Origin of the sequence: Streptomyces canus (assembly GCF_030815415.1) — a bacterium.
GTDB classification, from domain to species: domain Bacteria; phylum Actinomycetota; class Actinomycetes; order Streptomycetales; family Streptomycetaceae; genus Streptomyces; species Streptomyces canus_F.
On sequence record NZ_JAUSWW010000001.1, the window covers coordinates 5918661 to 5944625 of the forward strand.

The window sequence follows — 25965 nt, forward strand, 5'->3', positions numbered from 1 at the left end:
TCGGGTGTTACCCGGATTAACTCAGATTTTTGAGTGGTGTGAACGGCTACTTCAAGTGAACGAGCGCTACGGACGGATACGATGCCGGCTCTACCGGGGGAGTGTTGATGTCCGACGTACGTGAAGCCGTCATGCCCAGACAGGTGCGGGGCGCTCAGGTTCTGCTGTTCGTGCTCGCCGTCGGCGGCCTCGTCTCGATGCTCGCGCTCTCGGACGGGCTCACCGCTTATGGACAGGGCGAGATGCTCGCGCCCTGGTCGCTGGTGTGGGTGTGCGCCCTGCTTGCCCTCACCTACGACGGGGGCGCTCGGGGCGGGGTACGGATCACGACCATCGTGCTGATGGTGTTCATGGTGCTGCCGACCATCACGAGGATGGGCGAGGCGGTGGGGGTGGGGCTGTTTCTGGACGCCGCGCTGCGGATCCTGCTCGGGGTGCCTGTCGTCGTGCTGCTGTTTCTGCCGGAGTCGACGGCATGGTTCGACCGGGAGCGGTGAGGGGTCGGGCCGGTCGCGTCCTGGTCCCTCAGTGTCCGAGGAGCACGCGCGCGTAGCGCACTCCCGGGCGTTCCATCAGGGTGATCCGCTCGGTGAGCACGAAGCCGTTGCGTTCGAGGACGGTCCGGGACGCGGTGTTGTCCTCCGTCGTCTTCGCCGTCAGGGAGCTCAGGCCGTACGACGTTCCCGCCATCCGGCACACCTCGCCCACCGCCGCCGTGGCGACCCCGCGTCCCGCGGCCCGTTCGCCGACGCGGTACCCCAGCTCCGCCGAACTGCCCGCCGCATCCATGAGGTTGAAGCGGCCGAGCAGCGAACCCTCCGCGTCCAACAGGACATGGAAGTGGCAGTCGCCGGACTCCTGCTCGTCCAGCATGGCACGGTGGCGGGCGGCGAATCCCTCCGGTGTGAAATAGGCGTCGCCGCGATCCGGCACCGAGCGCGCGAAGTACTCCCGGTTCTCCCGCTCGAAGGCCAGCAGGGCCGCCGCGTGGTCCGGCCGCAGCCGTTCCAGTCTCAGGTCCGCCATGTCCGCCACCGTACGCAGCTCACTCCGTGATCACCGGAAATTTCCGTGGCGCCAGCACCAGCAGCACCACGAACGCCAGCGCCGCCGCCCCCGCCGCCCCCAGATACACCGCGTGCACCGCGTCCGCGATCGCCCGCCGCAGCGGCTCCGAACCGGCGCCCGAATCCAGCGCCCGGGTCACGGAGTCCAGATCGCTCGCGCCGCCCAGCCGCGCCGACAGCACCCCGTTGGCCACCGCGCCGAAGAGGGCCGCGCCGATCGTCTGGCCGGTCTGGCGGCAGAAGAGGACCGACGCCGTGGTCGTGCCGCGCTCCGACCAGACCACCGTCGACTGCACGCCGATGATCAGCGGCAGTTGGAAGAGGCCCAGCGCGGCGCCCAGAAGCAGCATCAGGAGGGTCGGCTGCCAGGCCCGGCCGGGGTACGGCAGGAAGGGGAAGGCGAAGAGGATCAGCGCCGCCGCTCCCATGCCCAGCATGGCCGTGTTGCGGAAGCCGATCCTTCGGTACACGTGTTGGCTGAGGGCCGCCGACACCGGCCAGCTCAGTGTCCAGACCGTCAGGACGAAGCCGGCCGCCACCGGTGCCAGACCGAGGACGGACTGGGCGTACGTCGGGAGGAAGACCGTCGGTGCCACCATCAGCAGGCCCAGCGCGCCCAGGGCCAGGTTGACCGCCGCGATGGTGCGGCGGCGCCACACCCAGCCGGGGATGATCGGCTCGGCGGCCCGGCGTTCGACCAGGACCACCACAGCGATCAGGGCAAGTCCCGTGCCGAACAACGCCAGTGACGGGGCCGACAGCCACGGCCAGGCCACCCCGCCCTGCACCAGCGCCGTCAGCAGGACGCCTCCGCAGGCGAACACCGTCAGGGCGCCCGCCCAGTCGACACGGGGGCGGCGGGCGGGGGAGTCCCGTTTCGGTTCGTGCAGGTAACGGGCTATCAGCCAGAGGGCGAGTGCTCCCACCGGCAGGTTGACCAGGAAGATCCAGCGCCAGTCCGCGTACGCCACGAGCAGGCCGCCCACACCCGGGCCGGCCACCGCCGACACCGCCCACACCGTGGACAGCTTGGACTGGATCTTCGGGCGTTCCTTCAGGGGGTAGAGGTCGGCGGCCAGGGTCTGGACCGTGCCCTGGAGCGCGCCGCCGCCCAGGCCCTGCACGATACGGAACGCGATCAGCGAGCCCATGTTCCAGGCGACCGCGCAGAGCAGGGAGCCCAGGAGGAAGAGCGCCGCGCCCGCGATCAGGACCGGCTTGCGGCCGAAGGTGTCGGAGAGCTTGCCGTACACCGGGAGTGACACCGTCACGGCCAGCAGATAGCCCGAGAAGAGCCACGAGAAGACGGAGAAGCCGCCGAGGTCGCCGACGATCTGCGGGACGGCCGTGGAGACGATCGTCGAGTCGAGGGCGGCCAGGGCCATCGCGAGCATCAGCGCGGCGACGACGGCGCCGCGGCGGCGCGAGTCCTTCGGGCCGTCGGCCCTCGCCGCGGGCTGTATCTCCGTGTCCCCCCGGCCCATGAGATCCCTTCCCCCTGCATCTATCCGCCGCGCACACCTTCTCACTTGACCCTCACGTCGCGGCAGGGCGCAGCCTGATCGGGGCCGCGGGTGGAGCTGACCCCTAGATCGGCTCCACCCTCGGGTGGATCGCCCCTAGGGGTACCTCCGTACTACGGCTGGGGGAGGGTTCGTACCGCCGGAGGACGTGAGGGCACCCGGCCCGTCCTTAACCTGGCTTTACGCCGCTGGGGGGCGGTGCACCGCAGCAGCGGGGGTGGGGTTTTCCCCACCAGAAGACGGCGCTCAGCACCAGCGCGCCGGACCACCCGCCGCGGCCAGACTCATCACCACAGCAGCACGTACGACTCGGCACGGATCGAAAGAGATCAGTGCGCGCCAATTCCTGACCGACATAGGAGATATACCGTGACATCGGCTGTGACCATCACCAGGCACGGGGGCACTGGAGGGACTACGGCCGTTGCCGCGCGGGCGCGGCAGGTCGTCAAGGCGTACGGGGCCGGCGAGACCCGTGTCGTCGCCCTCGACCATGTGGACGTGGACATCGCACGCGGGCAGTTCACCGCGATCATGGGGCCCTCGGGCTCCGGCAAGTCCACGCTCATGCACTGCCTCGCCGGACTCGACACTGTCACGTCCGGGCAGATCTATCTGGACGACACCGAGATCACCGGGCTGAAGGACAAGAAGCTCACGCAGCTGCGCCGGGACCGGATCGGGTTCATCTTCCAGGCGTTCAACCTGCTCCCGACGCTCAACGCCATAGAGAACATCACGCTGCCCATGGACATCGCCGGCCGGAAGCCGGACAAGGCGTGGCTGGGGCAGGTCGTCGACACCGTCGGGCTGAGCGACCGGCTCAAGCACCGGCCCACCCAGCTCTCCGGCGGTCAGCAGCAGCGAGTCGCGGTGGCCCGGGCGCTGGCCGCGCGGCCCGAGATCATCTTTGGTGACGAGCCGACCGGGAACCTCGACTCCCGTGCGGGCGCCGAGGTGCTGGGCTTCCTGCGCAGGTCCGTGTCCGAGCTCGGGCAGACCATCGTGATGGTCACGCACGACCCGGTCGCGGCCTCGTACGCCGATCGTGTGCTGTACCTCGCCGACGGCCGGATCGTCGACGAGATGTACAAGCCGACCGCGGACGCCGTCCTGGACCGCATGAAGGACTTCGACGCCCGGGGACGGACGTCATGACCGTCCTGAAGACCTCGATGCGCAACTTCTTCGCGCACAAGGGGCGTATGGCCCTGTCGGCCGTGGCCGTGCTGCTGTCGGTGGCGTTCGTGTGCGGCACGCTCGTCTTCACCGACACGATGAACACGACGTTCGACAAGCTGTTCTCGACCACCGCGTCCGATGTCACGGTCTCCCCGAAGACGGCCAAGAGCGACGACACCCCGCAGAACGGCAAGCCCGAGTCGCTGCCGGCCTCCACGGTCCAGCAGGTGACGAAGGCGGACGGCGTCAAGTCGGCCGAGGGCGCGGTCAGTTCGATGAACGTGACCGTCGTCAACAGCGACAACAAGAACATGGGGTCGTCGACCGGAGCGCCCACCATCGCGGGCAACTGGACCAAGAGCGACCTGCGTTCGATGGAGATCACCTCCGGACACGCGCCACGCGGGCCCACCGAGACGATGGTCGACGCCGACACCGCCGACAAGCACGACCTGAAGATCGGCGACGAGCTGCGCACCATCTCCGTCATCGGTGACTTCAAGGCGAAGATCGTCGGCATCGCCACCTTCAAGATCACCAACCCCGGTGCCGCGATCGTCTACTTCGACACCGCCACCGCGCAGCGCGAACTCCTGGGCGCCGAGGGCCGGTTCACCCAGGTCTACGCCACCGCCGCGGCCGGCGTCAGCGACACCCAGCTCAAGCAGAACGTCACACAGGCCCTGGACGGCACGTACAAGATCCAGACGGCCAAGGAGAACGCCGACGAAAACCGTGAGGGTGTCGGCGAGTTCATGAACGTCATCAAGTACGCCATGCTCGGCTTCGCCGGGATCGCGTTCCTGGTCGGCATCTTCCTGATCATCAACACCTTCTCCATGCTGGTCGCCCAGCGGACCCGCGAGATCGGCCTCATGCGGGCCATCGGTTCCTCCCGCAAGCAGGTCAACCGCTCGGTGCTGGTGGAGTCGCTGCTCCTCGGCATCGTGGGCTCGATCCTCGGTGTCGGCGCCGGTGTCGGTATCGCCGTCGGGCTGATGAAGCTCATGGGCATGGCCGGCATGAACCTCTCCACCGACGACCTCACCGTCAAAACGACCACCCCGGTCATCGGCATGATCCTCGGCGTCGTGGTCACCGTCCTCGCCGCCTACCTGCCCGCCCGCCGGGCCGGCAAGGTCTCCCCGATGGCCGCACTGCGCGACGCCGGTACACCGGCCGACGGCAAGGCGGGCCTGGTGCGGGGCATCATCGGGCTGGTCCTGACCGGTGCGGGCGGCTTCGCCCTCTACGCGGCCGCCACTGCCGACACGGCGAAGGACGGCTCGCTGCTGCTCGCCGGCGGCGTGGTGCTGACCCTGATCGGCTTCGTCATCATCGGCCCGCTGCTGGCGGGTGGGGTCGTACGGGTCATCAGCGCGGTGATCCTGCGGGCCTTCGGCCCGGTCGGCCGCATGGCGGAGCGCAACGCGCTGCGCAACCCCCGTCGTACGGGTGCCACGGGCGCCGCCCTGATGATCGGCCTCGCCCTGGTGGCCTGCCTCTCGGTGGTCGGCTCCTCGATGGTCGCCTCGGCCACCAGTGAGCTCGACAAGTCGGTCGGCGCGGACTTCATCGTCCAGGGCGGCCAGCGGATCGTCCCGCAGGCCCAGAAGGCGATGGAGCAGAGCCCGGACCTCGCGCACGTCACCTCGTACAAGGAACTCGAGGCGACCCTGACCTCGCCCGACGGCAAGAAGGACACCAAGGGCGTCACCGCGGCCGACCCGACGTACGCCCAGGACCTGCGCCGCCCGACGACGGCCGGCACCCTGTCCGCCGCGTACGGCGAGAACGCCATGTCCGTCGGCTCCGACTACGCCAAGGACCACGGCATCCGCGTCGGCGACACCATCACCGTCGCCTTCAAGGGCGGCGACACGGCGAAGCTCAAGGTCGCGGCCATCACCGACGACAGCGGGGCGCTGGACCAGGGGGCGCGTTACCTCAGCATGGCGACGATGAAGCAGTACGTCCCCGCCGACCAGATCCCGCCGAACTCGATCATGTTCGCCAAGGCCAAGGACGGCCAGGAGAAGCAGGCCTACGCGGCCCTCAAGGACGCGCTCCACGACTACCCGCAGTACCAGGTCCGCGACCAGACCGACTACAAGGAAGAGCTCAAGGACCAGGTCGGCCAGCTCCTCAACATGGTCTACGGCCTGCTGGGTCTCGCGATCATCGTGGCCATCCTCGGCGTCGTGAACACCCTGGCCCTCTCGGTGGTGGAACGCACCCGCGAGATCGGCCTGATGCGCGCGATCGGCCTCTCCCGCCGCCAGCTGCGCCGCATGATCCGCCTGGAGTCGGTGGTCATCGCCCTCTTCGGCGCCCTGCTGGGCCTGGGCCTGGGTATGGGCTGGGGCGCCACCGCCCAGAAGCTCCTCGCCATGGAGGGCCTCAACGTCCTCGACATCCCCTGGCCCACCATCATCGGCGTCTTCATCGGCTCGGCCTTCGTGGGCCTCTTCGCGGCCCTCGTCCCGGCCTTCCGCGCGGGCCGCATGAACGTCCTCAACGCCATCGCGACCGAATAGCCATATCGCACGGGGGAGCAGGACCCGGCGCCGAGAAGTCACGGGGGACTTCTCGGCGCCGGGCGTTTTCGTGCAGGGGGTTTGCCAGGTGGCTGGGTCTTTCGATGCCGGTCCAGGTATTTCAGCCCGTCCGGCGTTTGAGGACGAGGCCCTTTGGGCCGAGGGGGTCCAGGGGGCGGAGCCCCCTCGGGGCGGGGTCGAAGGGGCGGCAGCCCCTGGAGGATGGGACGGGTAGGGGCGGCGGGGGCGAAAACCGCCGGGCGTCGGCGCGGACGCGGGGTGTGAGGAGAACCGGCGTTATCCACAGCCCCGGCACCCGCGACCGCGGCGACGTACGCTGGATACCCCCCGGCCGGTCACCGCGTCGGGCGATTCGCGTTGCCCACCCTCGGACGAAAGCCGCCCCGAATGAGCCTGCACGGTCTGCTCGACGCCGTCGTCAAGGACACCGCCCTCACGGAAGCCATCGCCGCGGCCGCAGACGGCAACCGCATGCACGTCGACCTGGTCGGCCCCCCGGCAGCCCGCCCCTTCGCGATCGCCGCACTCGCCCGAGAAGCCGGCCGCCCCGTACTCGCCGTCACGGCGACCGGCCGCGAGGCCGAGGACCTGGCCGCGGCCCTGCGCTCCCTGCTCCCGCAGGAGGGCGTCGTCGAGTACCCCTCGTGGGAGACCCTCCCGCACGAACGCCTCAGCCCCCGCAGCGACACCGTCGGCCGCCGCCTCGCCGTCCTGCGCCGCCTCGCCCACCCCCGCCCGGACGACCCCGAGACGGGCCCGGTGTCGGTGGTCGTGGCCCCGGTGCGCTCCGTGCTCCAGCCGCAGGTCAAGGGCCTCGGCGACCTCGAACCGGTCGCCCTGCGCACGGGCCGGACCGCCGACCTGAACGCCGTTGTCGACGCCCTCGGCGCCGCCGCCTACGCGCGCGTGGAGCTCGTGGAGAAGCGCGGAGAGTTCGCCGTACGAGGCGGCATCCTGGACGTCTTCCCGCCCACGGAGGAACACCCGCTCCGGATCGAGTTCTGGGGCGACGACGTGGAGGAGATCCGCTACTTCAAGGTCGCCGACCAGCGCTCCCTGGAGGTCGCCGAGCACGGCCTGTGGGCTCCGCCCTGCCGCGAGCTGCTCCTCACCGACGACGTACGCGCGCGTGCACGCGCCCTCGCCGAGCTCCACCCGGAGCTGGGCGAACTGCTCGGCAAGATCGCCGAGGGGATCGCCGTGGAGGGCATGGAGTCCCTCGCGCCGGTTCTCGTCGACGAGATGGAGCTCCTGGTCGACGTACTGCCCAAGGGCGCCATGGCCGTCGTATGCGATCCGGAGCGGGTACGCACGCGTGCCGCGGATCTCGTGGCGACGTCGCAGGAGTTCCTGCATGCCTCCTGGGCGGCCACGGCGGGCGGCGGCGAGGCGCCGATCGACGTCGGCGCGGCCTCCCTGTGGTCGATCGCGGACGTCCGGGACCGGGCGCGCGAGCTGGACATGATGTGGTGGTCGGTGTCGCCGTTCGCGGCGGATCTGGAGCTGGAGGCGGACACCCTCAAGCTCGGCATGCACGCCCCCGAGACCTACCGCGGCGACACCGCGAAGGCCCTCGCCGACACCAAGGGCTGGCTCGCCGACGGCTGGCGCACGGTCTTCGTGACCGAGGCGCACGGCCCGGCGGCCCGCACGGTCGAGGTGCTGGGCGGCGAGGGCATCGCGGCACGCCTGGAGGCGGAGCTGGGGACGATCGCCCCGTCCGTCGTGCACGTGGCGTGCGGCTCGATCGACTACGGCTTCGTCGACCCGTCGTTGAAGCTCGCCGTGCTCACCGAGACCGACCTGACCGGCCAGAAGGCGGCCGGCAAGGACGGCGCCCGGATGCCCGCCCGGCGCCGCAAGACGATCGACCCGCTGAGCCTGGAGGCGGGCGACTACATCGTCCACGAGCAGCACGGCGTGGGCCGCTACATCGAGATGGTGCAGCGCACCGTGCAGAGCGCCACGCGCGAGTACCTCGTCGTCGAGTACGCCCCCGCCAAGCGCGGCCAGCCCGGCGACCGTCTCTACATCCCGACGGACCAGCTGGAACAGATCACCAAGTACGTGGGCGGCGAGGCCCCGACCCTGCACCGGCTGGGCGGCGCCGACTGGACGAAGACGAAGGCCCGCGCGAAGAAGGCCGTCAAGGAGATCGCGGCCGACCTCATCAAGCTCTACAGCGCGCGCATGGCGGCGCCCGGGCACACCTTCGGCCCGGACACCCCGTGGCAGCGCGAGCTGGAGGACGCGTTCCCGTACGTCGAGACCCCGGACCAGCTGACGACCATCGCCGAGGTCAAGGAGGACATGGAGAAGTCGGTCCCGATGGACCGTCTGATCTGCGGCGACGTCGGCTACGGCAAGACGGAGATCGCGGTCCGGGCCGCGTTCAAGGCGGTGCAGGACGGCAAGCAGGTCGCGGTCCTCGTACCGACGACCCTGCTGGTGCAGCAGCACTTCGGCACCTTCTCCGAGCGCTACTCGCAGTTCCCGGTGAACGTGCGGGCGCTCAGCCGCTTCCAGACGGACACCGAGGCGAAGGCGGTCCTGGAGGGCCTGCGCGAGGGCTCGGTGGACGTCGTCATCGGCACCCACCGGCTGTTCTCGTCGGAGACCAAGTTCAAGGACCTGGGCCTGGTCATCGTCGACGAGGAGCAGCGCTTCGGCGTCGAGCACAAGGAGCAGCTGAAGAAGCTGCGCGCCAACGTCGACGTACTGACGATGTCCGCGACCCCGATCCCCAGGACCCTGGAGATGGCGGTCACGGGCATCCGCGAGATGTCGACGATCACGACCCCGCCGGAGGAGCGCCACCCGGTACTGACCTTCGTCGGCCCGTACGAGGAGAGGCAGATCGGCGCGGCGATCCGCCGTGAACTGCTGCGCGAGGGCCAGGTCTTCTACATCCACAACAGGGTCGAGTCCATCGACCGCGCGGCCGCCCGTCTGCGCGAGATCGTGCCGGAGGCCCGGATCGCGACGGCGCACGGGCAGATGTCGGAGACGGCGCTGGAGCAGGTGGTGGTCGACTTCTGGGAGAAGAAGTTCGACGTGCTGGTGTCGACGACGATCGTGGAGTCGGGCATCGACATCTCGAACGCGAACACGCTGATCGTGGAGCGGGGAGACAACTTCGGCCTGTCGCAGCTGCACCAGCTGCGGGGCAGGGTGGGCCGCGGCAGGGAGCGTGGCTACGCCTACTTCCTCTACCCCCCGGAGAAGCCCCTGACGGAGACGGCCCACGAGCGTCTGGCGACCATCGCCCAGCACACGGAGATGGGCGCGGGCATGTACGTGGCGATGAAGGACCTGGAGATCCGAGGCGCCGGAAACCTGCTGGGCGGCGAACAGTCCGGCCATATCGCGGGCGTCGGCTTCGACCTGTACGTCCGCATGGTCGGTGAGGCGGTGGCCGACTACCGGGCCTCCCTGGAGGGCGGTGTCGAGGAGGAGCCGCCGCTCGAGGTCAAGATCGAGCTCCCGGTCGACGCCCACGTCCCGCACGACTACGCCCCGGGCGAGCGGCTCCGCCTCCAGGCCTACCGCTCGATCGCCTCGGCCAACACCGAGGACGACGTCAAGGCCGTACGGGAAGAACTCGTCGACCGCTACGGCAAGTTGCCGGAGCCGGTGGAGAACCTGCTGCTCGTGGCGGGCCTTCGCATGCTGGCACGCGCGTGTGGCGTCGGCGAGATCGTCCTCCAGGGCACCAACATCCGCTTCGCACCCGTGGAGTTGCGCGAGTCGCAGGAACTGCGGGTCAAGCGGCTGTACCCCGGGACCGTCATCAAGCCGGCGGCGCATCAGGTGCTGGTGCCGCGGCCGAAGACGGCGAAGGTGGGCGGCAAGCCGTTGGTCGGGCGGGAACTGCTGGGCTGGGTCGGGGAGTTCCTGGCGTCGATCCTGGGGTCGTAGCCGGCGGGGGCGGGAGTGGGCAGCGGCTGTCGCATCAGCCGCGACCACTGCCGCCTTCCTGACGAACCCACTCACGCGGCCCGGAGCAGCCCTCGCTCACGTGGCCCGGAACAGCATCCCCGCCAGTGTCCGGAAGACCTCCTCCGGATCCCTGCCGTCCACCGGCCCGTCCAGGTTGTGTCCGAGCAGCAGCGTGGCGAAGCCGTGTGCGAGGGACCAGGCCGCGACACCCGCGAGGCGCGGCTCGATGCCCTCGGGGTCCACCCCGGACACGGCCTCGCGCAGGGCGTCGCCGGTGAGGGCGCGGGCGGTGCTCAGTTCGAGGTCGTCCGCGCGTAGCAGTCCCGGCGAGAACATCACCTGGAAGTGCGCCGGGTGCTCGCGCGCGAAGCGCACATAGCGCACGCCCGCCTCCTTGAGGTCGGGCGCCTCCCGCAGTGCGGTCGCCAGCAGCCCGAATCCCTCCGCCGCGATCGCCGTGAGCAGGCCGGTGCGGTCCCCGAAGTGATGGGCGGGGGCCGCGTGCGACACCCCGGCCCGGCGGGCGAGGTCGCGCAGGCTCAGCGCGGACGGGCCGTCGGCGGCGATGACGTCCAGCGCGGCGGTGAGGATGGCGCGGCGCAGATCGCCGTGGTGATAGGGGCGGCGCGAGGCCGGTTTCGTGGTGTCCGCGGATGCCATGGACAGCAGCGTACGCCCAATCTAGTCATTGACAAGTTGGTGCGGCTCGGCCAATCTTGTCAGTGTCAAGTTGTGGAGCTGGTCCGAAGCACGTGGATACGACGAGGGAGTCATGTCATGTCGCAGCACGAGAGCGAGATCGGTACCGGTACGGGTAGGGGTACGGTCACCGCCGGCGTCGCCCCGGCCCGCGTACGCCAGCTCTGGCACCTGCTGGAACCCCTGCATGCGGTGGTGTACTACGCGCCGGAGGTCTTGGAGGAGGCGGCGGCGCTCGGCTACGACACCAAGGAGCGCTGGCCGAGTTACTTCCCGCTCCGCGCGGCCCCGTTGGGCGCGGTGGGCGCCGAGCGGGTGACCTCCGCGTTCTACAGCTTCAGCCCCCGCATGGTCGCCGAGCACATCGGCTCCGCGTGGAGCGTCGCGAGCCCCGAGGCGGTGCTGGCGGCGCGGCTGCGAGGCGTCGACAGGGCGTACCGGGAGATATTCGGCGAGCGCGTCGACAGCCCCGAACTGGCGGAGGCCGCCGCTCTCGCCCGCCGGGCCGCCGAAGCGGTGAACAGCGCGGGCCGCCCCCTCGCCGCTGCCAACGCCGAGCTGGAGTGGCCCACGATCCCGCACCTCCAGCTGTGGCACGCGGCGACGATCCTGCGCGAGCATCGCGGCGACGGCCATCTCGCCGCCCTGCTCATCGCCGGCCTCGACCCGGCCGAGTCGCTCGTCTCCTTCGCGGGGACAGGCGCCGCGTCCGTCGAGCGCTTCGGGAGCCGCGGCTGGAGCGACGCGCAATGGTCGGCCGCACGCGAACGCCTGACCGCCCGAGGCCTGGTCGACGAGGACGGCACCGCAACGGACACCGGCCGCGCCCTGCGCCACCAGGTCGAACAGCACACCGACGAACTCGCCGCCGCCCCCTGGCAGTCCCTCGGCCAGACCGACACCGACCGCCTCGTCGAACTGCTCGGCGACTTCTGGGTGGCGGTGCTGTCCTCGGGCCTGCTCCCTTCGGAGACGACGCTGGGGATAGGCAAGGCCTGAAGCCTGGGAGGGCGATGAGGTCGCCCGCAAACGCGAGGCCGTCCGCGGGAGTTGTGGCTCCGGGGGCGGCCTCGGTTGCAAGGTGGTCAGGAGACCCCGGTCGACCGGTGCTGTGCGCCCGGAAGGGGTCTCGTGCTCCTCCGTGGGGTCTGCCGGTCTTACGGCTGTTCGGGCCTGTCGCGATCCATTCCCATCGCGCCTTCGGCCCTCTGCTGCCCGTCGTCGACCTGGCTCTCGTACTTGTTGCCCGTCTTGTCGTTGACCTTGCGTTCCGCCGCGTCGGACATGTTCTTGGCCTTGTCCTGCGCCGTGCGGTTGCTCTTGAACCTGTCGAGGATGCCCATCCAGAGCTCCTTCCGGAGGTGACTCAGCAATGACGATACGCCCGACCTGAGAGGTATGCCCCTTGAAGCCCTATATGGTCTGGACCTCTTGGCCAGTACCGTGAGAGCGGGCACGACCGGCTCGTGCGGGTGGACCAGGAGAACAAGGGGAGGGACGCACCGTGACGCGTCTGAGGGGCGGGGCCGCGGGCGCCGCGGCGATGCTCGGCATGGTCGTACTGCTCGCCGGTTGTGAGGGCGTGGAACTGCCCGCGGACAGCGAGCCGTCCGGCTCCGGCCCGGCCGTGAGCTCCGGCCGCGCGGTGAGCCCGCTGGACAACCCGGACGGCACCAAGGCCGGCCTCGCGGCCATCACCACGGACGCCGACAGAGCCAAGGCGCGCGCCTTGATCGAGAAGGTGGAGACCAAGGGCCGCGGCCCCAAGACGGGCTACGACCGGGACGAGTTCGGCTACGCCTGGATGGACTCCGCGCCCGGCGGCATCCCCTTCTCCCGCAACGGCTGCGACACCCGCAATGACCTCCTCCAGAGGGACGGCGAGGACGTCCGCTTCCGCTCCGGTTCGGACTGCGTCGTCGTCTCCATGACCCTGGCCGACCCCTACACCGGCAGGGAGATCGACTGGGTCAAGTCCCGTGCCACGGCGGTGCAGATCGACCATGTGATGCCGCTGTCGTACGACTGGCAGATGGGCGCCTCGCGCTGGGACAAGGGCAAGCGCGAGGACATCGCCAACGACCCGCTCAACCTCATACCGGTGGACGGCCCGACCAACGGCTCCAAGAGCGACTCGGGACCCGCGTCCTGGCTGCCCCCGAACAAGCAGATCCGCTGCTCGTACGTGGTGCGCTTCGCACAGGTCTCGCTGAAGTACGAGCTCCCTGTCACGAAGGCCGACAAGGAGATGATGCTGCGGCAGTGCGGGGGCTGACCCGGCTGGCAGAGCCGGAAAAGCGGTTCCCGGCCGTGGTGCCGCCCGCCTACGGTGACCGCATGGAACGGAAGGTGTCGAGTCTCGCCGAACGGCCCGACGACCACGGGCGCGTGGTCGCGATGGCCGACAGCTGGCCGGAGTTCGTCACCAGGGACCTGGTGGGCGACCACCACTACGGCCGGATCGCCAGGGAGTTCCCGGCGTATGTGCTGTTCGCCGAGGACGAGCGGGGCGAGGTCGTCGCCACCGGGTTCAGCGTGCCCTTCGCCCTCGGTACCGAGGACCGGGGCGAACTGCCCGCCCGGGGCTGGGACGAAGTGCTCCTGTGGGCCTTCGCCGACCGGCGTCGAGGGGTCCGGCCCGACACCGTCAGCGCGATCGCCATCAACGTCCGGCCCGACGCCCAGGGCCAGGGCCTGTCCGGCCGCATGCTGTCCGCGATGCGCGACAACGCCCGGGCGCACGGCTTCAGCGAGGTCGTCGCCCCCGTCCGCCCCAGCGCCAAGCAGCTCGAACCGCACACCCCCATCGAGGAGTACGCCCACCGCGTACGCCCCGACGGACTCCCGCACGACCCCTGGCTGCGCGTCCACGCCCGGGCCGGCGCCACCATCCACTCCGTGTCGCCTGCCTCCATGACGGTGGCCGGTTCGCTGGAGCAGTGGCGCCGCTGGACGGGGCTGCCCTTCGACATCCGGGGCGACATCGAGGTGCCCGGAGCGCTGGTGCCGGTGCGGTGCGAGCCGGAGCGGGGCTACGCGGTGTACGTGGAGCCCAATGTGTGGATGCGGCATCCGCTGCAGCCGTAGGGCGGTTCAGGCGCCCAGGGCGTCGAGGTCGAGGATCTCGCCGCCGGGCTTCTGCGCGGGGACGGGCTCGTCGTACTCGCCGAAGGTCAGGGTGCCCGGGTCGCTCGCGGAGGCGCTGTCCACGCGCAGCAGATACGGCTTGCCCTCGGTGGCGACGTAGAGCGTGTAGCGCTCCTTGCCCTCCCGCTCGTGCAGCACGATCGCGGGCGTGCCGTCCACGGTGGTCGTCTTGGAGCGCGAGGCGTCCGAGTCCACGTCGTCGGCGTCGCCGAGCACCGTGTCCAGGTCGCAGAAGCCCGTGATCTCCTTGGCGTCCTCGCCCTTCGCGGACATCTTGGTCCACTTCCCGGCCAGCAGCGCCACGGCCGCGTCCACGTCCGACTTCTTCTCGCCCTTGCTCTGGGCGCGCAGGAAGGCCTCGTCGTACTTCATGTAGACGGTGTCGCCGACCTTGATCAGATCGGCCTTGCCCTGGCCGCCCACGCTCATCGTGCCCGCGCATTCGCCCTGCTTGTTCAGGGCCATGTCGATCTCGATGGTGCCCCCGGACCCGTCGTCGGAGATGTTCCCCTTCATCCGCAGCGACGAGGCGCCGGTCGTGGCCTCGACGGCCCGGTCGGCGATCTCGCCGCCGGTCAGTCCGGCGAACGGCTCCTTCGCCTTGCTCGGACTGCTCGACGGGCTGGAACTGCGGGCTTTGCCGTCCGCCTTGTCCTTCCCGGACCGGCCGGACTGGTCCGACTGGCAGCCGGTGAGCGCGAGGGTGGTCGCGGCGGTGAGGCAGAGGGCGGCAAGTGCGGTACGACGCATGGGAACTCCTCGGTGGTGTCGCGGTGTGGTGAGCGGGCGCGGCGGGACGCGCGGCGTGCGGAAAGGGAGCGCGGAAAGGGAGCGCGGAAAGGGAGCGAGGTCCGGCGGGTACTGCCGTGGGTCGGCCCCGCCGGACCGCGCCGTAGGTGGCCGGCGTCAGCCGGTCTTCTTCCAGTCCGTGCAGCCGGACGTCTTGAAGTAGGTGTCCGAGGCGCTGATCGTGACGACGGCCGAGCCGGTCACGTTGTCGTTGGCGATGATCGAGTCGAGCCCGTGCTCGGCGTCCTTGGTGCGCTCCCAGTAGCACATGTCGTCCTTGTTGCCGGTGGACTTGTAGGTGCCGGGGGCGATGTCGGCGCCGACTCTGAACATGCCGCCGTCGCCGGCCATCGTGGCCGCGGGGGAGCCCTTCGCCTTGGTGTCGACGGCCTCCCAGTCGTTGCAGTCGCTCGACTTGAAGAGCTTGTCGGAGGCCTTGACGGTGACGTAACTGGTGCCGGTGACATTGTCGTTGGCGAGCAGGGAGTCCATCTCGCCGGAGGCGTCCTTGGCGCGCTCCCAGTAGCACATGCCGTCGTCGTTGCCGCTGGTGCGGTAGGTGCCGGGCTTGATGTCCGAGCCGACCTGGAAGTCGCCGTCCCCCTCGAAGGCGACCTTCTTCTCCTCGGCCGCCTTCGCCGCCTCCTTCTCGCCGCCGGGCTTCGCCTTTGCGGACGCCGAAGAGCCCTTGTCGCTGCTCGTGGAGTCGCTGCTGTCGTCGCCGGAGTTCGCCGAGACGGCACCGATGACGACGATCCCCACGACGGCCCCCAGCGCGACCTTGCCCTTCATGCCCATGACTGTGTCCCCTCCCACACGGTGACAGCCGCCTTTCGGCTGCCCTTCGTTCGCTGGGTCAATAAGACCAGAGCGTGTGAACCGAGTCAACACGGTTCACGCAATGGTGGGAGTACACGGCCGTGAAGGGGTAGATCTTGCGTACGCCGCTATGCTCGGCGTCACACGCGGAGCGCAGTCAGCTGCGGGGACGCGCGGGGCCACGCAGGACGACGAGGGGAGCCGGGCCGGTGCAGGACAACGCCACAGAGGTGACCGCCGCCGGGATCGCCCGGCTCGCCGGCGTCGGCCGCGCCGCCGTCAGCAACTGGCGCCGCCGCCACGCCGACTTCCCCAAGCCGGTCGGCGGCACCGAGACCAGCCCCTCCTTCGCCCTCGCCGAGGTCGAGAGCTGGCTGCGTGACCAGGGGAAACTCGCCGAGGTCCCGCTACGCGAACGGGTCTGGCAGCAGCTCTCGGGCCACCCCGAGGGCCCGGTCACCGCCCTCACCCACGCCGGCTGCGTCCTGCTCCTCATCCACGACCGCCCCACCGTCTGGCTGGACGCGAGCGCCGGCTCCGACGCGCGGCTGGCGGCGATGCTGCCGGGGGCGCTGGAGGAGGTCCTGGCACCACGGTTCGGTGCTGCGGCGGCTGTGAACACCTCGGACGCCGTGAACAGCCCCGGCGCTGTGAACACCTCACCCTCGGTGAGCCCCCGTGCTGCCCTTCACACCCCCCTCGGCCCCGAGCTCCTCCCTTCCGTCCCCCTCCTGCGCGGGGCCGCCGAGCTCGCCGCGGAGCTGGGCGCCCGGCAGACCTTCGAGTTCCTGCTCGGCCGCCACCTCGACGCCAACCCGCGCCAGTACACGCTCACCCCCGCCGACCTCGCCGGCCTCATGGCCGACCTCGCGGGCCCCGCCCGCACCGTCCTCGACCCGGCCTGCGGCACCGGCGCCCTGCTGCGCGCCGTCACCGCCCGCGCCGACCAGGAGCTGTACGCCCAGGACAGCGCCCCCGAACTCGCCGCCCTCACCGCACTCCGGCTCGCCCTGCAGACCCGCGCCCACGTGCACGGCGCCACCGGCGACACCCTGCGCGCCGACGCCCACCCCGAGCTGCGCGCCGACGCCGTCCTGTGCCACCCGCCGTTCAACGAGCGCAACTGGGGGCACGACGAACTCGCCTACGACGCCCGCTGGGAGTACGGCTTCCCGGCCCGCACCGAGTCCGAGCTGGCCTGGGTGCAGCACGCGCTCGCCCGCCTCAAGGACGGCGGCACCGCCGTACTCCTCATGCCGCCCGCCGCCGCCTCCCGCCGCTCGGGCCGCCGTATCCGCGCCGACCTGCTGCGCCGGGGTGCGCTGCGCGCGGTCGTCGCCCTGCCGGTCGGCGCGGCACCCCCGTACAACATCCCGCTCCACCTGTGGGTGCTGCGCCGCCCCGAGAAGGCGCCGGCCCAGCCCGAGGTGCTGCTCGCCGACACCGGCCAGTTCGCCACCGAAGGGCGCGGCGGCCCCGACTGGCGGGAGGTGCGGGAAGCGGTGCTCGACGCCTGGCGCGCCTTCGACCGCGCGGGCACCCTCCAGGAGCGGCCCGGCCTCGCGCGGGCCCTGCCCGTCATCGACCTCCTCGACGACGACGTGGACCTCGCCCCGGCCCGCCACCTCCCGCCCGCCACGGCGGCCGACGGCGCGGAGGCGCTCACGGCCGTGCGCGAGCGCCTCGGGGAGACCCTGCGCCTGACCACCGACCTCACCCCGCTGCCCGCCGACACCGCACAGCCCGCACGCTGGCCGCTCACCACCGTCGGCGAACTCGCGCGCGGAGGCGCCCTGGTGATGCGCACCGGCGGGAACGGCGGCCACGCGCGCGTGCCCGTCCTCACCGACCACGACGTCATCGCCGGCACCGCCCCCTCCGGCACGCTCCCCGAGAGCGACGAGGAGGCCGTGCTCGTCGAGCCGGGCGATGTCGTCGTGCCGGTGCTCGGCGGCGGCTCGATGGCACGCGTGATCGACGACGCGAGCGGGGGCGCCGCCCTCGGGCGCAGCCTCGTGCTCCTGCGCCCCGATCCCACGGCGCTCGACCCCTGGTTCCTCGCCGGCTTCCTGCGCGGCACCGCCAACAACCGTCAGGCCAGCAGCTACGCCTCCACCGCGACCCGCCTGGACGTGCGCCGTCTGCAACTGCCCCGGCTCCCGCTCGACGAACAGCGGCGCTACGGCGCGCGCTTCCGCACGCTCGACGAGTTCGAGCGGGCGCTACGGCACGCGGGCCGGCTCGGGAACCAGCTCGTGCGCGGGATGTACGACGGCCTCACCGACGGCACGGTCGCACCCGACTGACGCCCGACTGAAGCCCGGGTGGCGCCCGGCGGTTGCGGAATCAGGCCCTCCGACCGCCCCCGCCGTGACCTGCGCCGCCGTACGACGTGATCAGCACGACAACGGTTCGGTACAACCCTGGACCGCATGTCGTTGTCGGCCTATACGCTCGAAGCGACAATCGCAGGAACGGGGTTGCCGGGCGTCGGCCGCCCACGTACGCCCACCTCAGGCACCAGGAGCTGTCATGCATGGCCACGGCTACACGCAGCCGGTGAAGCAGCCGCCCCATCCGGCGTTGCTGGTCTTCCTGCGCGTGCTGTTCGTGGTGATCTCGATCTTCTCCGTCGGTCTGCTGGCCTGGTCGATGCTGCTGCGTCTGGCGCTTGTGACCCGCCGGTGGCTCGACTGGGGCCTGTTCGTGGCCTCGTTCGTCGCGATCGTCACCGGACTGGTGCTGCTCGGCATCGAGGGCGGCGAGGAGATCCACACCGTGGGCGGCTGGACCGGCCTGGTCCTGCTCCTGGGCACCCTCATCGCCACGATCGCGTACTACCTCTCCGCGGACATCCGCCACTTCCATCAGCTCCGCTACGGCGCCTACGGCCCGCAGCCCGCCCCCGCGTACGGCTATCCGCAGCCCCAGTCGCCGTACACCGCCGCGACCGTGCCGCAGACGCCCGCGCCGATCCCGCGGAACCCGCTGCCGCCCCCGCCCGCACCCCGCGACGCGGCGCCCCACGCGCCCGTGCCCCCGGCGCAGCCGCCCCAGCGCCCCGCGCCCGCCCGCATCGACCAGGTACGCGCCGAGCTCGACGAACTGAGCGACTACCTGCGCCGGCAGGACGGCAATCCCAACGGCGGCTATGAGGGCGGAAGGTGACCGTGACGACAGGACGTGTCGTCGCAGGCCGCTATGAACTGTCCACGCTCATCGGACAGGGCGGCATGGGACAGGTCTGGACGGCCTACGACCAACGGCTCGACCGGCGCGTGGCGGTGAAGCTGCTGCGCCCCGACAAGGTGGCCGGGCAGGAGGCCGACGAGCTGCGCCGCCGGTTCGTCCGCGAATGCCGGGTGACCGCACAGGTCGACCACCCCGGACTCGTCACCGTGCACGACGCGGGCAGCGAGGGCGAGGAGCTGTTCCTCGTCATGCAGTACGTCGACGGCGCGGACCTCTCCGACCACCTCGCCGAGCACGACCCCTACCCCTGGCAGTGGGCCGTCGCGGTCGCCGCGCAACTCTGCGCCGTGCTGAGCGCCGTGCACGCCGTGCCGATCGTCCACCGCGACCTCAAGCCGCGCAACGTGATGGTGAAACAGGACGGCACCGTCACCGTCCTCGACCTCGGCGTCGCCTCCGTCATGGACGCCGACACCACCCGGCTCACCCACACCGGCACCCCCATCGGCTCGCCCGCCTACATGGCTCCCGAGCAGGCCATGGGCGGCGCGGTCGGCCCCTACACCGACCTGTACGCACTCGGCGTACTGCTCCACGAACTCCTCAGCGGCGACGTCCCGTTCTCCGGCTCCACGGCGCTCGGTGTGCTGCACCGCCACCTCTACGAGCCCCCGCTCCCCGTCCGCCGCCTGCGCCCCGAAGTCCCCGAGGCGCTCGAGGCGCTCGTCCTGCGGCTGCTCGCCAAGGACCCGCAGCACCGGCCCGCCAGCGCGCAGGAGGTGTACGAGCACCTGTCGCTGCTCCTGCCCGCGCGCGGGACCCCCACAGGGGCGCCCCTCGACCCCACGCGCCCCTTCCTTCGCCCGCACGCGCCCTGGCCGGACCGCGCCCGCACCCCCGCGCCCCAGCCGGCGCCCGCCGCGCCGCACGCGCCCCCCGCCGAGAAACCCGATGTCGCACGCGCCGTCGACGAGGTCAAGCGCCTCCTCGGCGAAGGCCGCATCACCCAGGCCGTCGACATCCTCGGCGCGATCCTGCCCGCCGCCGCCGAACAGCACGGCGAGCACTCCCCGGTCGTACGCACCCTGCGCAAGCAGTACGCCGCCACGCTCATGGACGACGGCCAGTACCGGCGCGCGCTGCCCGAACTGCGCCGCCTCGCCGACGAACGCGCCGCCGAGGCCGGCCAGGCCGACCCCCAGTCGCTGCGCTTCCGCTACGAGGCCGCCCAGTGCCTGGAGCAGCTCGGCGAACCGGCGGCGGCACTCGCCGAGTACCGCGCGCTGCTGCCGTACTACGAGAACCAGTACGTGGCCGGCGACCCCGAGCTCGCCCACGACGTCCGCCGCCGCATCGGCCACCTCCTGCTCGCCCTCGGCGACCGCGCCGCCGCCCACGACACCCTGGCCCGTCTCGTGCACGACGTGGAACGCCTGCACGGTCCCGGTCATCCGCTCGCGGTGGAGGTCCGGCGCACGCTGGAGTGGCTGGGGCAGGTGCGCGGCTGAACGCGGCGGCGGCGGCCGCACACGGATGCCGCCCCGCGTTCGTCGACAGAGTGCGTCGGTGCCCGAAGTCCTGGTGAATCGTTGGTCGAATGGGTTGGCCAGAGCTTGTCCACTGCCTACCATCGATCACCGCAAGACTTTGTGCACCGTCGCACAATCTCCTCGGGAGGCTTCCTTGCACCGCCGCCGTCGCACCGCGCTCCTCCTCTCCGCCGCGATCGTCGCGGCGCCCCTCCTCACCGCCTGCGGAAACGACGCGCATCCGGGTGCGGCAGCCGTCGTCGGCGGCCAGCGGATCACCGTCGCCCAGCTGGAGACCAGGGTGAACGAGGTGCGCGAGGCTCAGCGCGCCGCGGTGCCGGACGAGGCGCAGTACGCGCAGGCCATCGCCAAGACCGGCACCCTCAGCCGGGACACCCTGCACAGCATGGTCCTCGACCAGGTCCTGCACCGCGCGGCCCAGGACGCCGGGGTGACGGTCACCCGCAAGGAGATCCAGGACATGCGCACCGGCCTGGAACAGCAGGCCGGCGGCGCCAAGGCCCTGGAAACGGCCTGGCTCCAGCGCTACGGCATCGCCCCCGAGCGCCTCGACGAGAACCTCCGCCTCCAGCTCGAGGCCCAGAAACTCGCCGCCGTCCTCGGCACCGACACCGGCAAGGCCGACTTCTGGCAGGCCCTGGCCAAGGCGTCCAAGAAACTCGACATCGACCTCAACCCCCGCTACGGCACCTGGGACGACGCGAAGAGCAGCCGCGTCGACGCGAAGACGCCGTGGGTCCGCGAGGTCACGGCGACGGGGACACCGGAGACGGCGTAACGCCAACGCCGGTCATACGATCCCACCGCGCCTCCGGGTCTGTGGACAACTGATCGGCTCTGTCGGCGGTGTGGGTTAGCTTCGAGCTGTGAACACCACCAGCCCCGAATCCGCCCCGGCCGCCCCCGGCCGCATCGTCCTGCTGACCACCAGCCACCGTGTCGCCCCCGGCCTGCTGTCCTGGCCCGCCTGGCAGGCGCTGCACGCTGCCGACCGGGTGCTGTGCGCGGACGGTGCGCACCCGCAGCTGCCGTATCTGCGTGAGGCCGGGATATTGGTCGACGAGGCCTCCCCGACCGCGGAGGAACTGGTCGAGGCGTGCGCGGGCGGCCACACCGTGGTCGTGGTCGCGACGGGCGAGGGCGAGCCCCGGCTCACCGACGGCCTCGCCCGCCTTGCCGGCTCGGGCCGCGTGTCCATGCCCGACCTGGAACTCCTCCCCGCCTCCTACGACCTCCCGGGCGCCCGCCTCCTCGACCTGATCCAGGTCATGGACCGCATCCGCGCCGAGTGCCCCTGGTCCTCCCAGCAGACCCACAAGGGCCTCGCCAAGTACGGCATCGAGGAGGCCTACGAACTCGTCGAGGCCATCGAGGAGGGCGACCGCGACGAACTCCGCGAAGAACTCGGCGACGTCCTCCTCCAGGTCGTCTTCCACGCCCGCATCGCCGAGGAGGACCCGGACGCCCCGTTCTCCATCGACGACGTGGCGGGCGGCATCGTCACCAAGCTCATCCACCGCCACCCGCACGTCTTCGGCGACGAGACCGCGACGACCCCCGAGGAGGTGAAGGAACACTGGCTGCGCACGAAGGCCATAGAGAAACAGCGGGAGTCGGTCACAGACGGCATCCCCCTCGGCCAGCCGGGCCTGGCACTCGCCGCCAAGCTGGCGTCCCGGGTCCGCACGGCGGGGCTGGAGGTACCGCTTCCCACCGGGGAGGGCATCGGGTACGAGCTGCTCGCGCTGGCGGCGCGGGCGGAGGCGGACGGCGTCGATCCCGAGGCGGCGCTGCGGAGCGCGGCGCGGGCCTATCGGGATGCGGTTCGCGCTGCTGAGGGAGTCGGCGCTTAGTACCGTTGCGTGCACGGGTGAGTGCGAGGCGTGGGGGCGGGCGTGACAACGGAGTTGGAGGACCTGCGGGATGCGCTGCTGCGGGTGATCGAGAGCTCGCCGGCCGGGAGGCAACGCGTCACGGAAGTGATGGCGCGGTCGCTGGTCCCCGGGTTGTTCGAAACCTGGATGCAGCCGCAGAAAGGAGGGAACTGGGCCGCCCTGCAGACCAGTTCCCTGGAGCAGCTGCGCCGTTACGACCAGGGAGTGTTCGCCGACCTCCAGGCTGTCGCGGCCGAGCAGGACTCCGTGCCCCGGCAGACCGGTACCGCCTCTGGTGTCGCGGCTGGCGGGTCCCGATCCATTGCCGCGGGTGGTGACATCGGCGTCGCCATCACCGGCGACTTCGCGACCCACGTCGCCGGTGACCACATCGACTTCCGCGACGCCACGTTCCACGATCAGGTCATCGGCGTCCAGCACGTCCGCAACACCTACGAGAACCGGTCGGGTGTGCCGCACCCCGTGGTCGAGGACTGGCCGTCGGCGAAGGACGTGGAGCCGCTCGCGCACGGTGTGAGGCCGACGCGCCGGGTGCAGGGGCTGCCGTTGCTCCCGCCGTATGTCTGGCGGGACGCGGACGGGGCGGTGCGGGCCGCCGTCGAGCAGGCCGGGGCGGGCGGTGGGCTCGTGGTCGTGCTGGGGGAGCCGTTCGCCGGGAAGACGCGCACGGCGCTGGAGACGGTGGCCGAAGTCCTCCCCGGCGCGCGGGTGTTCGCGCCCGCGCGGGGCGAGGATCTGCGGGCCTTGCCCGCCGTGCTGCGGGGTCGGCCCGACTCGTTCGTGCTGTGGCTGGACGACCTCGACACCCACCTCGGCGACGGACTGGAACCACGGCTGCTGGCGCAGTTGACCGGTCAGGGGGTCGCGGTGCTCGCCACGCTGCGCGAGGACGCGTACGACGACTGCCGCAACACTCCGCGCGGGCGGGTCCTGGACCTGGCCCACATGGTCGAGCTGCCGCGGGAGTGGAGCGAGGCCGAGCGGGAGCGGGCCGGGACGACGGGCGATGCCCGTATGACGGAGGCCGCCCGGTGCAGCGGGGCGGAGGGCATCGCGGCCTATCTGTCCGTCGGGCCGTTGCTCTGGGAGGAATGGCAGCGGGCGCGTCGGGCCGACCGGCATCCGCGCGGCCACGCGTTGGTGCGGGCCGCGATCGATCTGGCGCGGTGCGGGCTCCAGGGGCCGGTGTCGCTGGACCTGCTCGTGACGGTGCACGAGGCGTACGACGGCGTGGCGGGCATGGAGCGGGAGTCGGTCGACGACGCCCTCCTGTGGGCCGCCGAGAAGCGGCACGGGGCGCTGCGCATGCTGCGGCGGAGCGGCGCGCGGATGTGGGAGGCGGCGCCGTATCTCGTGGAGACGGCGGCCCAGGACGCGAGTTGCCCGGCGGTGGACGCGTCGGTGTGGCGGTGGGCGCTGGAGGCGGCGCGGGGGGATGCGGCGTACGACTTCGAGGTGGTGGCCCGCCGTGCCGGGGAGGTGTTTCGGAGCGCGGCCGACGCTGGGGACAGCCGGGCGATGTTCGACCTGGGGCTGCTGGCCGAGAGTCTGGGGCGGGACGGCGAGACCGAGGGGTGGTTCTGGCGGGCCGCCGAAGCCGGGCAGACGGAGGCGGCAGGGCGACTGGGACGGCTGTTCGTGGAGCGGGGCGAGGCGAAGGACGCAGAGCCCTTCCTGGAGGCGGCCGCCGAGGCGGGGGATGCCGGGGCGGCGGCGCTGCTGGGGAAGGTGTTGCTGGAGCGGGCGGGGCAGTGGCTGCGGGCGGGTGCGGCAGGCCATGATCTGGAGGCGCACCACCTGCTCGGCGATCTGTACTTCGCCGGCGGGGACGACGACGGCGCCTGGGACCAGTACGTCGCCGCGGCCACGGCCGGACGAGCCGAGGTCGCCATCAGCTTCGCCAGGTGGCACATGGTGCACAACGAGCGAGAAACAGCCAAGGTCTGGCTCCAACGCGCGGCGGACGCGGGCAGCGAGTCGGGCGGCCGAAGCGTTGAAGCGCGGTTGGGACAGGCCTGACACCTTGGCGAATGCCGAGTCCTACTTCGAGGACACCGACGGCTTCCCCCTGGACATCGCCCACCACGGCGTCGTACTGGAAAAGCAGGGACGACTGGACGAGGCCCGCACCCGGTACGAGGAGGCGCACGCGTCCGGCGACTCCTTCGGCGCGTACCGCCTCGCCGTCCTCCTCGAAGCGCAGGAGAAGCCCGACGAGGCCACAACCTGGTACCGGACAGCCGCCGACATGGGCCACCCGGGCGCGAGGAAGGTCCTCGACGGAAACCCGGATACGGTCAAGGAGTGACCGACCAGCCCGCGCCCACCCGCCCCACCCCCGATCCCCCCGAGCTCTTCACCTGGGAGTTCGCGACCGACCCCTACCCCGCGTACGCCTGGCTCCGCGAGTACGCCCCCGTGCACCGGACGAAGCTGCCCAGCGGGGTGGAGGCCTGGCTGGTCACGCGTTACGCCGACGCCAAGCAGGCCCTCGCCGACCAGCGGCTCAGCAAGAATCCGGCGCATCACGCCGAGCCCGCGCACGCCAAGGGGAAGACCGGGATCCCCGGTGAGCGCAAGGCCGAGTTGATGACGCATCTGCTGAACATCGACCCGCCGGACCACACCAGGCTCCGTCGGCTCGTCAGCAAGGCGTTCACGCCCCGCAGGGTGGCCGAGTTCGCCGGCCGGGTCCAGGAGTTGACCGATCAGCTCATCGACCAGTTCGCGGAGAAGGGGTCCGCCGACCTCATCCACGAGTTCGCCTTCCCGCTCCCCATCTACGCGATCTGCGACCTGCTCGGCGTCCCGCGCGAGGACCAGGACGACTTCCGGGACTGGGCGGGCATGATGATCCGGCACGGGGGAGGGCCGAGGGGCGGTGTGGCGCGGTCCGTCAAGAAGATGCGCGGCTATCTGCTGGAACTCATCCACCGCAAGCGCGAGGGGCTCCCGGCCGACCCCGTCCCCGGCGAGGACCTCATCTCCGGTCTCATCCGCGCCTCGGACCACGGCGAGCACCTCACCGAGAACGAGGCCGCGGCGATGGCCTTCATCCTGCTCTTCGCCGGCTTCGAGACCACGGTCAACCTCATCGGCAACGGCACGTACGCGCTCCTCACCCACCCCGAGCAGCGCACCCGCCTCCAGGACTCCCTCGCCGCCGGGGAGACCGACCTCCTGGAAACCGGCGTAGAGGAGCTTCTCCGTTACGACGGTCCCGTGGAACTCGCCACCTGGCGCTTCGCCACCCGGCCGCTCACCATCGGCGGACAGGACATCGCGCCCGGCGACCCCGTCCTCGTCGTACTCGCCGCCGCGGACCGGGACCCGGAACGGTTCGCCGATCCCGACGTCCTCGACCTCTCGCGGCGCGACAACCAGCATCTCGGATACGGCCACGGCATTCACTACTGCCTCGGCGCCCCGCTGGCCCGTCTGGAGGGCCAGACCGCGCTCGCCACTCTCCTCACCCGGATGCCGGACCTCCGACTCGAGGTGGATTCGGCCGATTTGAGGTGGCGTGGGGGTCTCATCATGCGCGGACTGCGCACCCTGCCGGTCGAGTTCACGCCCACGAGCCGGGCCCGGTAATCGGCTTCCCG

The 25965-nt window shown here is 71.3% G+C and carries 21 protein-coding genes; 15 read left to right on the plus strand and 6 right to left on the minus strand.

Annotated features, from left to right (window positions below; translation table 11 throughout):
* The first annotated feature begins 107 nt into the window (after positions 1–107).
* Positions 108–497 carry a hypothetical protein gene (locus QF037_RS27530; protein ID WP_307029659.1) on the plus strand — a complete coding sequence of 130 codons (390 nt, stop codon included), beginning with the start codon at positions 108–110 and terminating at the stop codon, positions 495–497.
* Between the two features lie 28 nt (positions 498–525).
* On the opposite strand, the gene QF037_RS27535 is transcribed toward QF037_RS27530, so the two are convergent.
* Both QF037_RS27535 and QF037_RS27540 read right to left on the minus strand, forming a co-directional pair.
* Positions 526–1026 (minus strand): GNAT family N-acetyltransferase, encoded by a 501-nt coding sequence (locus QF037_RS27535; protein ID WP_307029661.1) that lies wholly within the window; start codon positions 1024–1026, stop codon positions 526–528.
* 19 nt (positions 1027–1045) lie between these two features.
* The gene (locus tag QF037_RS27540; RefSeq protein ID WP_307029663.1) at positions 1046–2551 is read right to left on the minus strand and encodes an MFS transporter; all 1506 of its coding nucleotides are present in this window, start codon (positions 2549–2551) and stop codon (positions 1046–1048) included.
* 408 nt (positions 2552–2959) lie between these two features.
* On the opposite strand from QF037_RS27540, the gene QF037_RS27545 reads away from it, so the two are divergent.
* The 3 genes from QF037_RS27545 to mfd all read left to right on the plus strand — a co-directional run bounded on the left by QF037_RS27545 (position 2960) and on the right by mfd (position 10248).
* Positions 2960–3748, plus strand: a complete 789-nt coding sequence (locus QF037_RS27545) for an ABC transporter ATP-binding protein (RefSeq protein WP_307029665.1) — start codon at positions 2960–2962, stop codon at positions 3746–3748.
* Positions 3745–6309 (plus strand): ABC transporter permease, encoded by a 2565-nt coding sequence (locus tag QF037_RS27550; protein WP_307029667.1) that lies wholly within the window; start codon positions 3745–3747, stop codon positions 6307–6309. The genes QF037_RS27545 and QF037_RS27550 overlap by 4 nt, the downstream gene beginning before the upstream one ends.
* Positions 6310–6717: 408 nt before the next feature.
* Entirely contained in the window at positions 6718–10248 is a 3531-nt protein-coding gene (gene mfd / locus QF037_RS27555) for a transcription-repair coupling factor (protein ID WP_307029669.1), read from the plus strand.
* Positions 10249–10344: 96 nt separating this feature from the next.
* Here the strand turns inward: mfd and QF037_RS27560 are convergent, their stop codons facing one another.
* A complete protein-coding gene (locus tag QF037_RS27560) occupies positions 10345–10929 on the minus strand; it encodes a TetR/AcrR family transcriptional regulator (protein ID WP_307029671.1) in 585 nt (194 codons plus the stop codon).
* Positions 10930–11046: 117 nt separating this feature from the next.
* On the opposite strand from QF037_RS27560, the gene QF037_RS27565 reads away from it, so the two are divergent.
* Positions 11047–11967, plus strand: a complete 921-nt coding sequence (locus tag QF037_RS27565; protein ID WP_307029674.1) for an SCO6745 family protein — start codon at positions 11047–11049, stop codon at positions 11965–11967.
* 158 nt (positions 11968–12125) lie between these two features.
* Here the strand turns inward: QF037_RS27565 and QF037_RS27570 are convergent, their stop codons facing one another.
* Entirely contained in the window at positions 12126–12311 is a 186-nt protein-coding gene (locus QF037_RS27570) for an antitoxin (protein ID WP_307029676.1), read from the minus strand.
* A 200-nt stretch (positions 12312–12511) separates the two neighbouring features.
* Here QF037_RS27570 and QF037_RS27575 point away from each other — a divergent pair, with 200 nt between their 5' ends.
* Together QF037_RS27575 and QF037_RS27580 are read left to right on the plus strand one after the other, a co-directional pair.
* Complete coding sequence (locus tag QF037_RS27575) at positions 12512–13243, plus strand: HNH endonuclease family protein (protein WP_373463973.1); 732 nt, start codon at positions 12512–12514, stop codon at positions 13241–13243.
* A gap of 62 nt (positions 13244–13305) precedes the next feature.
* On the plus strand, positions 13306–14055 hold the full coding sequence (locus QF037_RS27580; RefSeq protein ID WP_307029679.1) for an N-acetyltransferase: 750 nt from the start codon (positions 13306–13308) through the stop codon (positions 14053–14055).
* Positions 14056–14061: 6 nt separating this feature from the next.
* On the opposite strand, the gene QF037_RS27585 is transcribed toward QF037_RS27580, so the two are convergent.
* Together QF037_RS27585 and QF037_RS27590 are read right to left on the minus strand one after the other, a co-directional pair.
* On the minus strand, positions 14062–14865 hold the full coding sequence (locus tag QF037_RS27585) for a hypothetical protein (protein WP_307029681.1): 804 nt from the start codon (positions 14863–14865) through the stop codon (positions 14062–14064).
* A 156-nt stretch (positions 14866–15021) separates the two neighbouring features.
* Positions 15022–15702: a hypothetical protein gene (locus QF037_RS27590; protein ID WP_307029683.1), complete on the minus strand. Its 681-nt coding sequence runs from the start codon at positions 15700–15702 to the stop codon at positions 15022–15024.
* A 230-nt stretch (positions 15703–15932) separates the two neighbouring features.
* Between QF037_RS27590 and QF037_RS27595 the strand changes: the two genes are divergently transcribed.
* The 8 genes from QF037_RS27595 to QF037_RS27630 all read left to right on the plus strand — a co-directional run bounded on the left by QF037_RS27595 (position 15933) and on the right by QF037_RS27630 (position 25954).
* The gene (locus QF037_RS27595; protein ID WP_307029685.1) at positions 15933–18029 is read left to right on the plus strand and encodes an N-6 DNA methylase; all 2097 of its coding nucleotides are present in this window, start codon (positions 15933–15935) and stop codon (positions 18027–18029) included.
* Between the two features lie 226 nt (positions 18030–18255).
* On the plus strand, positions 18256–18891 hold the full coding sequence (locus QF037_RS27600; protein WP_307029688.1) for a hypothetical protein: 636 nt from the start codon (positions 18256–18258) through the stop codon (positions 18889–18891).
* 38 nt (positions 18892–18929) lie between these two features.
* Entirely contained in the window at positions 18930–20423 is a 1494-nt protein-coding gene (locus QF037_RS27605; protein WP_307037385.1) for a serine/threonine-protein kinase, read from the plus strand.
* A gap of 175 nt (positions 20424–20598) precedes the next feature.
* Positions 20599–21243: a SurA N-terminal domain-containing protein gene (locus QF037_RS27610; protein WP_307029690.1), complete on the plus strand. Its 645-nt coding sequence runs from the start codon at positions 20599–20601 to the stop codon at positions 21241–21243.
* An 88-nt stretch (positions 21244–21331) separates the two neighbouring features.
* Positions 21332–22318: a nucleoside triphosphate pyrophosphohydrolase gene (locus QF037_RS27615; protein ID WP_307029692.1), complete on the plus strand. Its 987-nt coding sequence runs from the start codon at positions 21332–21334 to the stop codon at positions 22316–22318.
* Between the two features lie 42 nt (positions 22319–22360).
* The gene (locus QF037_RS27620) at positions 22361–24379 is read left to right on the plus strand and encodes a hypothetical protein (RefSeq protein WP_307029694.1); all 2019 of its coding nucleotides are present in this window, start codon (positions 22361–22363) and stop codon (positions 24377–24379) included.
* Between the two features lie 4 nt (positions 24380–24383).
* Positions 24384–24668: a tetratricopeptide repeat protein gene (locus QF037_RS27625; RefSeq protein ID WP_307029696.1), complete on the plus strand. Its 285-nt coding sequence runs from the start codon at positions 24384–24386 to the stop codon at positions 24666–24668.
* Positions 24665–25954 carry a cytochrome P450 family protein gene (locus tag QF037_RS27630; RefSeq protein ID WP_307029698.1) on the plus strand — a complete coding sequence of 430 codons (1290 nt, stop codon included), beginning with the start codon at positions 24665–24667 and terminating at the stop codon, positions 25952–25954. Before QF037_RS27625 ends, QF037_RS27630 begins: the two co-directional genes overlap by 4 nt.
* Positions 25955–25965: the final 11 nt, after the last annotated feature.

What these genes read in the sequence shown, in the direction of transcription:
- QF037_RS27530 (WP_307029659.1), top strand. Translation starts at nt 108, where the DNA reads ATGTCCGACGTACGTGAAGCCGTCATGCCCAGACAGGTGCGGGGCGCT.
- QF037_RS27535 (WP_307029661.1), bottom strand. Translation starts at nt 1,026, where the DNA reads ATGGCGGACCTGAGACTGGAACGGCTGCGGCCGGACCACGCGGCGGCC.
- QF037_RS27540 (WP_307029663.1), bottom strand. Translation starts at nt 2,551, where the DNA reads ATGGGCCGGGGGGACACGGAGATACAGCCCGCGGCGAGGGCCGACGGC.
- QF037_RS27550 (WP_307029667.1), top strand. Translation starts at nt 3,745, where the DNA reads ATGACCGTCCTGAAGACCTCGATGCGCAACTTCTTCGCGCACAAGGGG.
- mfd (WP_307029669.1), top strand. Translation starts at nt 6,718, where the DNA reads ATGAGCCTGCACGGTCTGCTCGACGCCGTCGTCAAGGACACCGCCCTC.
- QF037_RS27560 (WP_307029671.1), bottom strand. Translation starts at nt 10,929, where the DNA reads ATGGCATCCGCGGACACCACGAAACCGGCCTCGCGCCGCCCCTATCAC.
- QF037_RS27565 (WP_307029674.1), top strand. Translation starts at nt 11,047, where the DNA reads ATGTCGCAGCACGAGAGCGAGATCGGTACCGGTACGGGTAGGGGTACG.
- QF037_RS27570 (WP_307029676.1), bottom strand. Translation starts at nt 12,311, where the DNA reads ATGGGCATCCTCGACAGGTTCAAGAGCAACCGCACGGCGCAGGACAAG.
- QF037_RS27575 (WP_373463973.1), top strand. Translation starts at nt 12,512, where the DNA reads ATGCTCGGCATGGTCGTACTGCTCGCCGGTTGTGAGGGCGTGGAACTG.
- QF037_RS27580 (WP_307029679.1), top strand. Translation starts at nt 13,306, where the DNA reads ATGGAACGGAAGGTGTCGAGTCTCGCCGAACGGCCCGACGACCACGGG.
- QF037_RS27585 (WP_307029681.1), bottom strand. Translation starts at nt 14,865, where the DNA reads ATGCGTCGTACCGCACTTGCCGCCCTCTGCCTCACCGCCGCGACCACC.
- QF037_RS27590 (WP_307029683.1), bottom strand. Translation starts at nt 15,702, where the DNA reads ATGGGCATGAAGGGCAAGGTCGCGCTGGGGGCCGTCGTGGGGATCGTC.
- QF037_RS27600 (WP_307029688.1), top strand. Translation starts at nt 18,256, where the DNA reads ATGCATGGCCACGGCTACACGCAGCCGGTGAAGCAGCCGCCCCATCCG.